Annotated in this window: 12 protein-coding genes; 9 read left to right on the plus strand and 3 right to left on the minus strand. The window is 68.5% G+C overall.

Annotated features, from left to right (window positions below; all coding sequences use genetic code 11):
* Positions 1-16: 16 nt before the first annotated feature.
* From helR to HUN07_RS23285, 5 genes are all read left to right on the plus strand, one after another.
* Positions 17-2,248 (plus strand): RNA polymerase recycling motor ATPase HelR, encoded by a 2,232-nt coding sequence (gene helR, locus HUN07_RS23265; protein ID WP_174913233.1) that lies wholly within the window; start codon positions 17-19, stop codon positions 2,246-2,248.
* A gap of 301 nt (positions 2,249-2,549) precedes the next feature.
* Positions 2,550-4,946 carry a glycoside hydrolase family 5 protein gene (locus tag HUN07_RS23270; RefSeq protein ID WP_174913236.1) on the plus strand — a complete coding sequence of 799 codons (2,397 nt, stop codon included), beginning with the start codon at positions 2,550-2,552 and terminating at the stop codon, positions 4,944-4,946.
* 307 nt (positions 4,947-5,253) lie between these two features.
* Entirely contained in the window at positions 5,254-5,559 is a 306-nt protein-coding gene (locus HUN07_RS23275) for a hypothetical protein (RefSeq protein WP_114723351.1), read from the plus strand.
* Positions 5,560-5,616: 57 nt separating this feature from the next.
* Positions 5,617-5,793 (plus strand): hypothetical protein, encoded by a 177-nt coding sequence (locus HUN07_RS23280; RefSeq protein WP_174913240.1) that lies wholly within the window; start codon positions 5,617-5,619, stop codon positions 5,791-5,793.
* Between the two features lie 305 nt (positions 5,794-6,098).
* Positions 6,099-7,505: a WS/DGAT/MGAT family O-acyltransferase gene (locus tag HUN07_RS23285; RefSeq protein WP_174913243.1), complete on the plus strand. Its 1,407-nt coding sequence runs from the start codon at positions 6,099-6,101 to the stop codon at positions 7,503-7,505.
* Positions 7,506-7,524: 19 nt separating this feature from the next.
* Here the strand turns inward: HUN07_RS23285 and HUN07_RS23290 are convergent, their stop codons facing one another.
* Both HUN07_RS23290 and HUN07_RS23295 read right to left on the minus strand, forming a co-directional pair.
* Entirely contained in the window at positions 7,525-7,764 is a 240-nt protein-coding gene (locus tag HUN07_RS23290; RefSeq protein ID WP_254622649.1) for a hypothetical protein, read from the minus strand.
* A 20-nt stretch (positions 7,765-7,784) separates the two neighbouring features.
* A complete protein-coding gene (locus HUN07_RS23295; RefSeq protein WP_254622650.1) occupies positions 7,785-8,564 on the minus strand; it encodes an HNH endonuclease family protein in 780 nt (259 codons plus the stop codon).
* Positions 8,565-8,803: 239 nt separating this feature from the next.
* Here HUN07_RS23295 and HUN07_RS23300 point away from each other — a divergent pair, with 239 nt between their 5' ends.
* Entirely contained in the window at positions 8,804-9,748 is a 945-nt protein-coding gene (locus HUN07_RS23300; protein ID WP_174913246.1) for an aldo/keto reductase, read from the plus strand.
* A 74-nt stretch (positions 9,749-9,822) separates the two neighbouring features.
* On the opposite strand, the gene HUN07_RS23305 is transcribed toward HUN07_RS23300, so the two are convergent.
* Positions 9,823-10,839 carry a beta-ketoacyl-ACP synthase III gene (locus tag HUN07_RS23305; protein ID WP_114723348.1) on the minus strand — a complete coding sequence of 339 codons (1,017 nt, stop codon included), beginning with the start codon at positions 10,837-10,839 and terminating at the stop codon, positions 9,823-9,825.
* A gap of 414 nt (positions 10,840-11,253) precedes the next feature.
* Here HUN07_RS23305 and HUN07_RS23310 point away from each other — a divergent pair, with 414 nt between their 5' ends.
* The 3 genes from HUN07_RS23310 (at position 11,254) to HUN07_RS23320 (ending at position 13,631) form a co-directional block, all read left to right on the plus strand.
* Entirely contained in the window at positions 11,254-12,384 is a 1,131-nt protein-coding gene (locus tag HUN07_RS23310) for a DUF4185 domain-containing protein (protein WP_114723347.1), read from the plus strand.
* Between the two features lie 74 nt (positions 12,385-12,458).
* Positions 12,459-12,893: a nuclear transport factor 2 family protein gene (locus HUN07_RS23315; protein WP_114723346.1), complete on the plus strand. Its 435-nt coding sequence runs from the start codon at positions 12,459-12,461 to the stop codon at positions 12,891-12,893.
* A 132-nt stretch (positions 12,894-13,025) separates the two neighbouring features.
* Positions 13,026-13,631 carry a class I SAM-dependent methyltransferase gene (locus HUN07_RS23320; RefSeq protein WP_174913248.1) on the plus strand — a complete coding sequence of 202 codons (606 nt, stop codon included), beginning with the start codon at positions 13,026-13,028 and terminating at the stop codon, positions 13,629-13,631.
* The last annotated feature ends 83 nt before the right edge of the window (positions 13,632-13,714 follow it).

Consider the following 13,714-nt stretch of genomic DNA (forward strand, 5'->3'; position numbering starts at 1 on the left):
AAGCACCGGGATGCACATGTCGAATCAGGGGTACGACGACGAACTGCAGCACGAGCAGAGCTACGTGACCGGGCTCTACGCACGGCTCGACGCCGAACGCGCGCGGGTGAAGGGCAGGTACGGCGCGGAGTTGCGGGGACACGACGGGACACTCGTGGATCGGGAGGCCGAGGTGCGCGCGCTGGCCACCGAAGTGAAGCGGCTGGACGTGGCCGACAACGGGTTGTGTTTCGGCCGACTGGACTCCGTGTCCGGAGATCGTTCGTACATCGGCCGCATCGGCCTGTTCGACGAGACGAACGAGTTCGAACCGCTGTTGCTCGACTGGCGGGCACCGGCAGCCCGCGCGTTCTACGTCGCCACCGCCGCGAGCCCGGAGAACATGCGTCGGCGTCGCCAGTTCCACACGCGGGGGCGTCGAGTGGTCAGCTTCACCGACGAGGTCCTCGGCCGCCCCGAGGGTGACGAGCGGGCCGACGGCGCGGCACGGGGAGACTCCGCCCTGCTCGCGGCGGTCAACGCACCGCGCGGTGACGGGATGCGCGACATCGTGGCGACGATCCAGGCCGAGCAGGACCGGATCATCCGGCTCGACCACCCCGGCGTGCTGGTGATCGAGGGCGGCCCGGGCACCGGGAAGACCGTGGTGGCGCTGCACCGCGTCGCGTACCTGCTCTACACGCAGCGAGAGCGGATCGAACGCCACGGCGTGCTCGTGGTCGGACCCAACCCGGCGTTCCTGACCCACATCGGCCGCGTTCTGCCGTCGCTGGGCGAGTCCGACGTGGTCTTCATGACGACGGGCGATTTCGTGCCCGGTCTGCGCGTGACCGCCGAGGACGGACCGGAGGCCACGCGACTCAAGGGCTCGCTGAAGATCCTGGACGTGCTCGCGGCCGCGGTAGCCGACCGGCAGCGACTGCCCGAGGATCCCCTGCCGATCGAACTGTCCGACGTCACGGTGCGGATCGACGCCGAGACCGCACAGTGGGCCAGGGAGGAGGCGCGCGCGAGCGGGCGTCCGCACAACGAGGCCCGCGCGGTGTTCGCCGACGTCGTGACCTACGTACTGACCGAACGCGCGATTGCGCGGATCGGCCGGGGCTGGCTGACCCGGAAGGACGAGCAGGCGTGGGAGGAGTTGCGGGCCGACCTGGTCGCCGAGCTCGCCGACCACGATGCGTTCGCCGCCGCGCTCGACGAACTCTGGCCGAGCCTGACGCCGGAAACACTACTGGCACAGCTGTACACGTCCCCCGAACGGCTGCACGCGGCCGGCGCCGACCCGGCGCTGGGACGCGCCGACGGCGACGCCTGGACGGTGTCGGACGTGCCGCTGCTCGACGAACTCGTCGACCTGCTCGGCCCGGACCCGTCGGCCCAGCAGGCCGCCGACCGGGAGCAGAAGGCCGCAGCCGCGGCCGAGGCGTCGTATGCGGCCGGCGTGCTCGACCTCATGGTCGGTCGTGAGGACCACATGGACGACGACGACCATTTGTTCGCAACGGATTTGCTCTATGCCGAGGACCTGGCAGACCGGTTCGTCGAGCACGACACTCGGGAACTCGTCGAACGTGCTGCCGCGGACCGGGACTGGACCTACCGGCACGTCGTGGTCGACGAGGCCCAGGAACTGTCCGAAATGGACTGGCGGGTGCTGATGCGGCGCTGCCCGAGCCGATCCTTCACCGTGGTGGGCGATCTCGCCCAGCGCCGGTCGGCGGCCGGAGCGACCTCGTGGGCCACGATGCTGGATCCGTACGTGCCCGACCGCTGGGTCTACCGGTCACTGTCGGTGAACTACCGCACCCCGGCGGAGATCATGACCGTCGCCGCCGCGCTGCTCGCCGAGTTCGCGCCCGGAGTCCAGCCGCCGGAGTCGGTCCGTGCGTGCGGGGTCCGACCGTGGTCCAGACGGATCACCGAGGGCGAACTGGCCGCTGCCATCCAGGAATTCGCGGGGGACGAAGCCGGACGCCAGGGGACCAGCGTCGTGATCGGGCCGCCGGGGGTGCCGGGCACGGTGGCGGCGTCGGAGACGAAGGGCCTGGAATTCGACGCCGTCCTGGTGGTGGAGCCGGAACGGATCCTCGCCGACGGCCCCCGCGGCGCGGCCGAGCTCTACGTCGCCCTCACCCGCGCCACCCAACGCCTCGGCGTGCTGCACCAGGGCCCATTGCCGCAGACCCTGACCGGACTCGTCGAGACCGGGACACCTGCCCGGGCCGGGAATCGACCGTCGGCGTAGCGACCGGCGTCGGGCGGATTCACACCACCGGACCCTGCCACAGACGCACCGCGCCCGATCCGTCCGGCGTGCGCAGCTGCGTTCGGTCTCGCAGACTGACCGCCGCGAAGTCGAGGCCATCGGACACCGCCGAAACACCGCACGCTTCGAATTCTGCCGAGAACAGCGACCGACCGAACGTCGCGTCGAATACCTCCAGCCCTCCGGGCGACCCGACTTGGACATTTGACCAATTTCGGGAGTGCGCGGGCGCGGCGGCATCTAGGCTTGCCCGTCGTCCCCTCAGCGAACGGAAGTACCGGTGTCCCCACAGCGCCTTGCCTGGCTTGCCACTCTCACCTTGGGCCTGCTGGTCGTCGTCCAGGCCGCCGCGGATCCGAGCGGGCTGTTGAGCCTGGTCGGCTGGACCGGAGCCAACCTGTGGCCGATCCGTGCCCCGTGGCAGATCGCACCGTTCGTCGTCTATCTGCCGGTGCTGCTCGGTGTCACGTGGTGGGCGGTGCGCTCGACCGCCGGGTCGCGCTGGCTGTTCACTGCCGCCGCGTCGAGTGTCGTGCTCGCGGTGATGTTGGCGAAGTTCGCCATGTCGTTGGTGGCGGTGCACGACATCGGGACCGCCGCGTGGGGCGCGGGATTTGCCGCGGCCAAGGCGCTTCCGGCAGCACTGATCGTCGCCGGCGTCGTCGCGGTGGCCGGACGCAACCGCGCTGTCCCCGAGGTCCCCGCCGACGCGCCCCCGGTCCGGGTCGGGGCGCTCGTCTTCGGGGCCGCGGCACCCGTGCTGGCCGGGCAGTGGTGGGCGGGAGCGCCCTACGACCGGTGGATGCCGGCACCGAATCCGATGAACGGGCTGATCGCAACCGTCGGAGGTGTCGCCGTTCTCGTGCTCGGCACGATTGCCTGCCATCGGGTGCTCGGCCGCCGGATATCCGGCGGCCCCGCCGCAACCTTCCTCGCCGGGTGGTTCGCGGCGATGGGCGCGGGCATCCTGCTGGCACTCACCGCGACGATCGTCGGGCTGTTCTCCGATGACGGATTCGCCGGCGACCTCTGGCCGTTGATGTCCGGATACATCCGGTTCGCCGACGGCGTCTCCTACGGCGCCTGCACCGGTTGGATCGTCGGACTCGCCGCGCTCTGGGCGTACCGCCGTCGGGAGCAGCCGGCACCGGTCCCCCACACCGCAGCGTTGATCGGCGCAGTGGCGCTGCTCGCCGTCGCGATCGCCGTGCCGCTCCTCGCCCGGCCCGACGCCGCACCGACCGCCACTGCCTCGCCCGCGGCGGCCGACGCCGCCGACACCGGGGCCCTTCTCCCCCTGCGTGTCTCGGGCGAGGTTATCGCCGACTCCGCCGGCCGTGAGGTGCTGCTCCGCGGAGTCAACGTCAACCAGCTCGTCGACTTCTACGCGCCCCGGCCCGAGGTCCCGTCGACCCTGCCGCTGACCGACGAAGACTTCGCCGGGATCGCCGACCACGGGTTCAACGTGGTCCGCCTGGCACTGTCCTGGTCGGCGCTCGAGCCCGAGCCCGGACGCTACGACGAGGCCTACCTCGACCGGATCGAGCTGGCCGTCGCCCAGGCCAAGGCGCACGGCCTGTACACCGTGCTCGACATGCACCAGGACGGCTGGTCGAACGCCCCGTCCCCCGACGACGTCGACTGCCGACCCGGCACCTCGCCCATGTGGGGCTACGACGGCGCGCCCGAGTGGGCGACGATCACCGACGGCGCGCCGCGTTGCCAGTTCACCGGCCGCGACATCTCGCCCGCCGGCGGCCGCGCCTTCACCAACTTCTACTACGACACCGACGACGTGCAGGAGCACCTGGTCCAAGCCTGGGCGATGCTCGCGGGCAAGTTCAAAGACGAACCGGCTGTCGCCGGGTACGACCTGCTGAACGAGCCGAACTTCGGCGAGTCCGCGCCGCTGACCTCGTCGCTGCTGTTGGGCCGCTTCTACGACCGGACCATCGACGCCATCCGGGCAGCCGGCGCCGAGCAGATCGTCTACTTCGAGCCGAGCATCCTGTGGTCGGGCCTGGGCTTCGACAGCGGCCCGCCGGCCGGCTTCACCGACGATCGCAACATCGTCTTCTCCCCGCACCTGTACGCGGAGTCGATCACCATGGACGCCTCGCTGGGCCTGCCGACGATCGTCAGTATCGAACGGGGCTTCACCCTCGCCGAGCGGGTGGCAGACAAGTACGGGGTCCCGGTCTGGACCGGCGAGTACGGCTACTGGGGCGACGGCCTCGTCGACAACGCCACCCGCTTCGCGAAGGAACAGGACGCGCACGCCCAGGGCGGTGCGTACTGGGTGTGGAAGCAGTCGTGCGGGGACCCGCAGAACGGCATCCAGGAACTGGGCGACGGACTTATGCCGGTCCTGTGCAGCACCGGGGCCGACGCGCCGCGGAATACCGCGCTGCTGGACCAGCTCACCCGCGCCTACCCGCGATTCGCGCCCGGGCGGATCACCCATCTCGCGGCGGACGGGAATCGGTTGGAGCTGACCGGCCGCGCCGGTGACGGCAGCTGCCGGCTCGAGGTCTGGTTCCCCCACCCGGTCGGCACCGGAGCCTCGTTCGTCGACACGTTCGGGATCGACGACATCACGATGACGCCGCTCGGCCGGGGCACGCTGCTGACCGGATGCGCCACCGGCGACTACGAGGTCCATACGGACGGCGCCTGAGGCACTGCCGAACTCGGCTACGGGGCCCGGCGCCCGCCGACCCTCAACGCCGCGGTTCGACGTTCGGCACCTTGACCGATGCAGTGTCGCTGCGCCGCACCGTAGTGCGGTCGGCGCCATATGATGCGAGGGCCCGGCCGCGCGCCTGCGCGGCCGAAGCATGTCGACGCACCCCTGTCCTGGCCCGGATCCACTACCGGACCCGGGGACCACGAGGGCAACGAACCCTCGGATCTGCTGGACAGTCTCCGCCGAACACCTCACCTGGTGTGAGGCGCCGCGTCGCCTCGAGCCGCAAAGGAGTCACATGAACAACGAACTCGCGGATCCGGCAACCGCCGCGATCGCCAAGGGTGACGTCGTGTTCATCGGAAGTTCGGCCGCGCTCGAGGATGCGCGAACGCTGGCAGGCGCTCTCGGTCACCGCCGCGCCGACACCGTGGACAGCAGCATCGACTGCGCCGTGGTCGACGACGACGTCCTCGACGGCATCTGCACGGCAACGCAGGCGGCACTGCTCGTGCAGGTCCGAGCACTGGACGTGCCGGTCCTCACCGTTCACGATGCGCGCACCCGCTTCCGGATCGCAGCCGGGGTCCTGTCGCCGACGTGAGCTGACTCTCAGCCCAACCTTCGTCTTTTCACAGACTCCGGTGCTACAAAAATAAACATGTTGTGGCTGTGGGTCGTATTGGGCGCGTGGATCGTGCTCGCTTGCGGGGCGGCCGTCCTGATCGGACGGTCGATCCGTCGTGCCGACCGCGAGGAGCTCGGGTCGACCCTCGACTGGAATCCTGCCGACCTCGTGTCCGAGGACATCGAACGTCCTCGCGATTCACGGCACTGACCCTCTCCCCTGTCGCCGGATCACCCGGCATGTTCGGTGTCATCCCCACGCGATCTCGCCCGTGCCGAGAGTCGCGGTCGGGCACAGGAATCCGGCTAGGACGACGTCTACCGACGCGGGATCCGGGATCAATCGGACGATTCGACTCCGACACCGGACAATAGCCCAAAAACACGCATTCACCTGGACATTCGCACAGGTAGCGCAGTCTTCGACGATCCCGTACAACTGACGACAGACTCGTGATCTGCAGCACACCGTGCCCGGGGTTTCGCGGGCAGACCACCTACCGAAGGGTGCCCTGGATGCCGCTCCCCATGCCACCGGCCGACTCCGTCTTCCTGCTCGGTGAATCGCGGGAGCATCCCATGCACGTCGGCGGACTGGTCCTGCTGCAGCCACCCGACGGCGCCGAGTCCCACGACGTCCGGGCGATGCTCGACGCCGCCGTCGCCCGGAACGAGGTCACCCCGCTGCTGAGCCAGCGCGCCAGACGCTCCGTTTCGTCACTGGGACAGTGGAGTTGGGAGACCGACACGCAGTTCGACATCGGGCACCACATCCGGCACGACGCGTTGGCGCGGCCCGGCGGGATGCGCGAACTGTCGGCGCTGTTGGCACGGCTGCACGGAACACTGCTGGACCGCAACCGGCCGCGGTGGGAGATGCACCTGATCGAGGGCCTCGCCGACGGCCACTACGCCGTCTACACCAAGATCCACCACAGTGTCACAGATGGTGTGGGCGCGATGCGGTTGCTGCGCCGCTCGCTCAGCATCGACGCCGACAAGCGCGGCATGCCCGCCCCGTGGGAGCCCCGCATCCGGAGCGAACGTCCCACCCGCGACACCGGACTCGTCGATGTCCCCCTCGCCGCCGTCCGCGCCGCCGTGGACGTCATCGGGGAGGCCACCGGTCTGGTCCCCGCACTGACCGGGACGGTGCTCCGCGCGCTGCAGCGGCAGGGCGGGCCGGTTTCGTTCGCAGCACCGCACTCCGCCCTCAACGTGCCGATTACCGGCGCGCGCCAATTCGCTGCGCGCAGTTGGCCACTCGACCGCCTGCGTCTGGTCGCGAAGTACGCCGACGCCACGATCAACGACGTGGTGCTGGCCATGTGCTCCGGCGCCCTCCGCAGCCACCTGACGGAGCGGGGCATGCTCCCCGTCGCTTCGCTGGTCGCGATGGTTCCGGTCTCGCTGCGGGACTCGCGGGAAAGGCCGGAGTCGATTGTCGATCCGAACGACAAGAGCGGCAACGAGATCGGCACCCTCATGTGCAACCTGGGCACCGATCTCGCGGATGCCGGCGACCGGTTGGCGCGGGTGCACCGATCCATGATGGAGGGCAAGGCCTCGCTGCGTGGGATGAGCACCGCACAGATCGTCGCGATGAGCGCGCTCGGCTCGGCACCGCTGGCACTGGACATGCTGTTGGGCCACCACGGTCCCGTCCGACCGCCCTACAACATCGTCATCTCCAACGTGCCCGGCCCCAACGCGCCGCTGTACTGGAACGGTGCCCTCCTCGACGCGCTGTACCCGCTGTCGATCCCGCTCGACGGCCAGGCACTCAACATCACCTGCACCAGCACCGAGGAGTCGATCACCTTCGGCCTCACCGGGTGCCGCCGCGCGGTGCCGCGTCTCGAGCCGATCCTCGAACACCTCGACCACGAGCTGGCCGCCCTCGAGATCGCCGTCGGCATCTGACGCCCGCGGCGCCGGTGCGTCACGCTTCGAACGGAATCACATTGCCGGCGGCGTCGCGCGCCCCGACACCGGCTTCGATCGCGGTCGCGAGATCGGTGACCGACTCCCACCTGGCCGGCGGTTCGCCGTCGAGGTTGCCGATCGTGAACCACGCTTCGGTGTCGCGGTAGCGGACGAGCCCCCGCCCCAGGGCGTCGACCATGACATCGAGGGCACCGGACACCGTCCCTTCCTCCTCGGTCATGACGGCGGCGCTCACGGGGATCTCGACGATGTCGTTTATACGGACCCTCCTTGACGGACACAATCATCAACGGCGGTGCGCAGGGCGGCCTGCTCGGCGGTGTCGACGGCCAGCCCGTACTTTACCTTGATCTGCAGGTATCGATCGACGTACGCGCACCGGAACTTCCCGGGCGGCAAGTAGTTCGCCGCGTCCTGATCACCCTTCGACCTGTTGGCCGACGGATCGGATGCCGCAAGATTGATCGCGTCGTTGGCGATGCGGCGACGGGTGTCTTCGTCCCGGGTCGCGGCGCCCGACCGCCACGCTTCCGCCAACGCGACGATGTGTTCCGCATCGACGGCCGAGGACTCGGTCATCCACTTGTACGGCTTGAGTTCGCCGGTCTTGCGATCGAGAAATCCGTACTCGTCCCGCCACCCGCCGTCGGAACCGACCGACAGCTCACAGGTCTTCGGATCGAGCCGCACCGACCCCTCCGCGTCGCGCAACATCATCACGTCCCGGGTCGTGCACCGGCTGTACTGCGCGTACTCGGGACCGAACCCGTGTTCAGGCTGGTTCACGTCCCAGTGCGGGAACTGCTCGCGGCTGTACCCGGCCATCGGCAACTCGGGTGCGACCGTCACCTGTGCGAGCAGTTCGGCGAGTTCGCCGACGGCGACCGTGTCCTTCGCCGGCCCCGACTCCGGGCCGTCGACCTTCAACCACTCGTCGACCAGCACGTAGCCGACCGCCATGATCACGGCGAAACAAACTGACGCAGCGACGGTGAGCGCTCGGCGCACGGAGCGGGAGGCGCGAGACAACTTCACTCGGCCACCCCCGCGAGTGCGGACATACAGGACTTGTCGATTCTCACTGCACTCACGGGCGACCCGGATCCTCTTCTCTCGTACATATGTTCGCAGGGAAGATCCTAGACGGCCCGAAAAATCGGCTTGTCACCTGTTACCACACACCGGAATTCGCCCTCGCGTGCTTCCGTGAACTGGGCGTATTGTCCGAACCGGGCCGCTCACCGCCCCGCCCGAGTGCCAGTGTCAGGAGTTCGATGTCCACAAACATGCAGTACGTGAACCTCCCCGGAACCGACCTCGTCGTCTCGACTGTGTCGTTGGGCTGCAACAACTTCGGATCGCGTATCGATGCGTCGCAATCCCACGCCGTCGTCGACGCCGCATTCGAGCAGGGCATCACGTTCTTCGACACCGCCGACATCTACTCCACCGGCGAATCCGAGAAGATCCTCGGCGCAGCGCTGGCGGGCCGTCGGGACCGAGCCGTCATCGCTACCAAGTTCGGCGGACCGATGAGCGACGAGGACCGCGGCTCCTCCCCCGCGTACGTCCGACGCGCCTGCGATGCGAGCCTGCGCCGACTCGGGGTCGACCACATCGACCTCTACTACCAGCACATGCCCGACCCGACCGTGCCGATCGAGGACACCCTCGGTGCGCTCGACGAGTTGGTCCGGGCCGGCAAGGTCCGCCACGTCGCGTGCTCCAACAACTCCGCACAGCAGATCGCCGACGCGGTGGGGACCTCCCGCGAACGCGGCCTCACCCGCTTCGTCGCCGCCCAGATCGAGTGGAACCTTCTCGAGCGCAAGGTCGAGAACGACGTCGTGCCGGCCTGCGAGGAACTCGACCTCGCCGTGATCCCGTACTACCCGCTGGCCGCCGGACTGCTCACCGGCAAGTACCGCCGGAACACAGAGTTCCCGGCCGGCTCACGCTTCGACAAGTCGGAGTACTTCGCGGCCACCGCGACCGATGCGGCGCTGACGCGGGTCGAGGAACTCCTCACGCTGGCGAGCAAGCTCGACCGTCAGCTGTCCGAGCTCGCGGTCGCGTGGCTGGACGCCAAGCCCCAGGTCGCGTCGGTGCTGATCGGCTCCTCCACCCCCGCCCAGGTCGCCCGCAACACCTCGCACCTGCGTCGTCCGCTCGACGAGGACGAACTGGCACTGATCGACGGGTTCCTCGCGCAGCGCTGACTCGGACCGCACCCGAAAACGCGGTGGGCCCGCTCGATTCGATCGAGCGGGCCCACCGTGACAGTTGTGGAGCGTCAGTCCTGCGCGAGCGGCGGCAGGGTAACGACCTGACCCGCGTACGACAGACCGGCACCGAAGCCGACCAGCAGCGCCAGCTCGCCCGGCTTCGCCTTGCCCGTACGGATCACTTCCTCCATCGCCAGCGGAATCGACGCCGCGGACGTGTTGCCGGTGTCGGCGATGTCGTCGGACACCGGCACCGACTCGGGCAGCTTGATGCTGCGCGCGATGACCTCGTTGATGCGACCGTTCGCCTGGTGCGGGATGAACGCACCCAGATCCTCCATCGCGACCCCGGCCCGCTCGAGTGCCTGCGTGGCGACCTTGCCCATCTCGAAGGCGGCCCAGCGGAACACCGCGGTGCCCTCCATCTTGATCCACGGACGCTGCGACGGATCGTTGGCGAACGAGAGCCAGTCCGGCTCCTGGCGGATGGCCTGCGACTGCGAGCCGTCGGAGCCCCACACCACGGGACCGATGCCCGCGACGTCGCTCGGACCCACGACGACCGCGCCCGCACCGTCACCGAAGATGAAACGCACCGAACGATCGGTGGGCTCGGTGCTGTCGGACATCCGCTCGACGCCGATGACGAGAACGTACTGCGCGGTGCCGATCCGGACCATGTCGGACGCGATGGACAGCGCGTAGCAGAAGCCCGCGCAGCCGGCGGTGACGTCGAACGCCGCGGCGCCCCCCGTCCCGAGGACGTCGGCGACGATCGCGGCGCACTGCGGCGTCTGAGACGGGTAGGTCGAGGTCGCGACGACGACGGCGCCGATCTGCTCGCCGGTGAGGCCGGCGGCTTCGAGAGCCTTGCGACCGGACGAGATCGCCATCGCGAGCACGCTCTCCTCGTCGTTCGCGAATCGTCGGTTCTTGATCCCGGAACGCGACTGGATCCACTCGTCGGTGGAGTCGATCAGTTCGCAGATCTCTTCGTTGCTCACGACCCGCTGCGGGCGGTAAACACCCAAACCGAGGATGGCGGATTGCCGGACCTCGGTGGAGTTCGAGATCTGCGCACCCATGTTTGGTCTCCTCTACTGCGTATTCTCGCGACGCAGAACGCCACGCGACGACGCCCACGCGGCACCGTCTCCCACGACACGGTACTTCGCCCCACCCGCAGGTTGTGTTACTCGGGTCCCTGTATTCGCGCGTCGGCCGTCGGCCGCCGGCCTGCGGCGTCTTCCGTCCACCGGATCCCAGGGGCGGGCGAGGCCCGGGGAGCCGCACCCGCACACCGCGCCGGACAATCCTGAGATACCCGACGGGATCTCCGATTCGGACAATTTCGATACCGCTATCGAAGCATTTACACCGATGCCGAATTCCCCATTCTTCGAATAGCCTTTCCTGCTACCGTATTACGCGCTCACCGGAGCATCCAGGCAGTCGAGATCGCGGCCATACCGCCTGGCAGGGGTCCATTTCCACCAAAGATGGGAACATCCGTGAGACGAAGCCGATTCCGATCCGTCATCGTGTGCGCGATCTGCGCGACCGCATCGTTCGTCGCATTCTCCGGCCCCGCCGCGGCCGATCCCAATACGGTGAATCCCATTCCGGTGCTGAACGGAACGACCGGGGTGCCGATACTCCACGGGCGCAGCCAGGCCGTGGCGCAGGCCACCGGGCTGCTCAGCGCCAACCGCACCCAGGACTACAACGTGCTCGGCACGGACCTCGGCATCATGTGGGACAACGGGGACGGCCAGGTGCTGACCGCGTTCGGCGACACGGCCGGGCTCGGTATCCCGAATCTCCTCGCGGGCAGCCTGTGGTCCTGGCGCAGCAACATCCTCGTCCGCAGCTCCGACCGCGATCTCGCCGACGGAATGACCTTCGACAGCTCGCCGCGCGACATCCTCGGCCAGTCCAAGGAGCTGGTGCCGAGCCCGAAGATCCCGTTCGTCGAGATCAGCCGCATCCCGACCGCCGGGGTCGCGGCCGACGGGGTCCAGTACATGAGCCTCATGTCGGTGAAGGAGTGGGACGAGCCGGGCAAGTGGAAGACCAACTACTCCGAACTCGCTTTCTCCACCGACAACGGCGAGAACTGGGTGGAGGCGCCCGAGACCCGCCGACCGCCCGTGGGCGGAAACGCCAACTTCCAGATGGGCGCATTCGTCGAGGACGGCGGCTTCGTCTACCAGTACGGCACGCCCGCCGGCCGCGGTGGTCTGGTCTACCTCGCCCGAGTCCCCGAAAAGCAGATCCGCGACCTCGGCGCCTACGAGTACTGGGACGGCGGCAAGTGGGTGGCGAAGAACCCCGACGTGGCCGCACCCATCGTCTTCGGCGGCGTCGGCGAGATATCGGTGCAGTACAACGCGTTCCTCGGGCAGTACCTGCTGCTCACCACCGACAACCGGAACTCCGTCGTGATGCGCCGCGCACCGGCGCCCACCGGACCGTGGGGGCCCGCCGAGGTCCTCGTGGACGGCAACGAACTGGGATCGATGTACGGGGCGTACATCCACCCGTGGTCGTCCGGGCCGGACCTCTACTTCCTCACCACCGTGCATTCCAACTACAACGTCCTGCTCATGCACACGACACTGCAGAAGTGAGCCGAACGTCCCGTCACTGCTACCGTCCCAAGCAAACACTTGGTATCGACCGTGTCAGTGAGCGAGGAGACGACGTGGAGCAGCAGACGAGCACCGATCCCCGCGGTGAGATCCAGGATCTCCTGGCCCGCATCGCGCAGCTCGCCGACGACGGCACCGTCGAGGACTACCTCGACAGCTTCACCGCCGACGCCGTCTGGGAGTCGCAGCCCAACCCGGTGACGGGCATGGTCGCGCAACTCCGCGAGGGCGTCGCGTCGATCGAGGAGGGTGTGCGCGAACGGCGAGCCGGCGGCGTCCAGGGGCCGGGCACGTCGAGTCGGCACGTGATCACGACCGTCTCGGTGTCGCTGGACTCGGACGTCGAGGCGTCGTCGACAGCGTACTGGCTGTTCTTCCGCGACACCACGAGCGAGCCGCGACTCGCGGGCGTCGGGCGATACGACGACACGCACCGGTTCGAGGACGGCCGCTGGAAGCTGGCCCACCGGCGCATCACCGTCGGCTGACGCCCGCGCTTTGCGCACTTGTCGGTGATTTCGAGGCCCCCGCGAGATCGATAAGTGCGCAAATCGCGAACGGGGGATGAACGATCGCGAGGACACCGAGAAGCCACCCCGCCGGGCGATACCGTCTTCCCCATGAACGCACAGGACTGGGACGAACGCTATTCACAGGCCGACATGGTGTGGGGCACGCCGCCGAATCCGGTGGTGGTCGAGTTCGTGACATCGCTGCCCGCCGGGCGGGCCCTGGACCTCGCGTGCGGCGAGGGCCGGCACGCGCTGTGGCTCGCGACGCGGGGCTGGGAGACCACCGGCGTCGACTATTCGAAGGTCGCGATCGAGAAGGCCCGGGAGATCGCGAAGCAGTCACCGCGCTCGGTGCAGCAGCGCCTGCATTACGTCTGCGGCGACATCACGACGGCGGATGTGTCGGACTATGACCTGGTCCTCATGATCTTCGTCCACCTCGAACCGACACAGCGGCGCGCGCTTGTGAGTCGCGTCATCGAATCGCTGAAACCTGACGGAACCCTCATGATTCTCGGCCACGACGCAATCAACCTCACGCAGGGCGTCGGCGGCCCGCCCGATCCCGAAATCCTTTACACCCCTGAAGATCTGAAGCATGATCTGGAAGGACGCCTCGACGTCACGGTGGCCGAACGGCGCTATCGCGACGTCGAGGGCGGGACGGCGATCGACGCGCTCCTCGTCGCCCGCAGGCCCACTCTTGGCAGCTAACTTAATCGCGGGTAACATCGGCTAAGTTACCGACGAGTAGCTACTTGGGCGGTACTCACGGAACGCAAGACCGCACCAACGCA

The sequence above is a fragment of the Rhodococcus sp. W8901 genome (genome assembly GCF_013348805.1).
Classification (GTDB): Bacteria; Actinomycetota; Actinomycetes; order Mycobacteriales; family Mycobacteriaceae; genus Prescottella.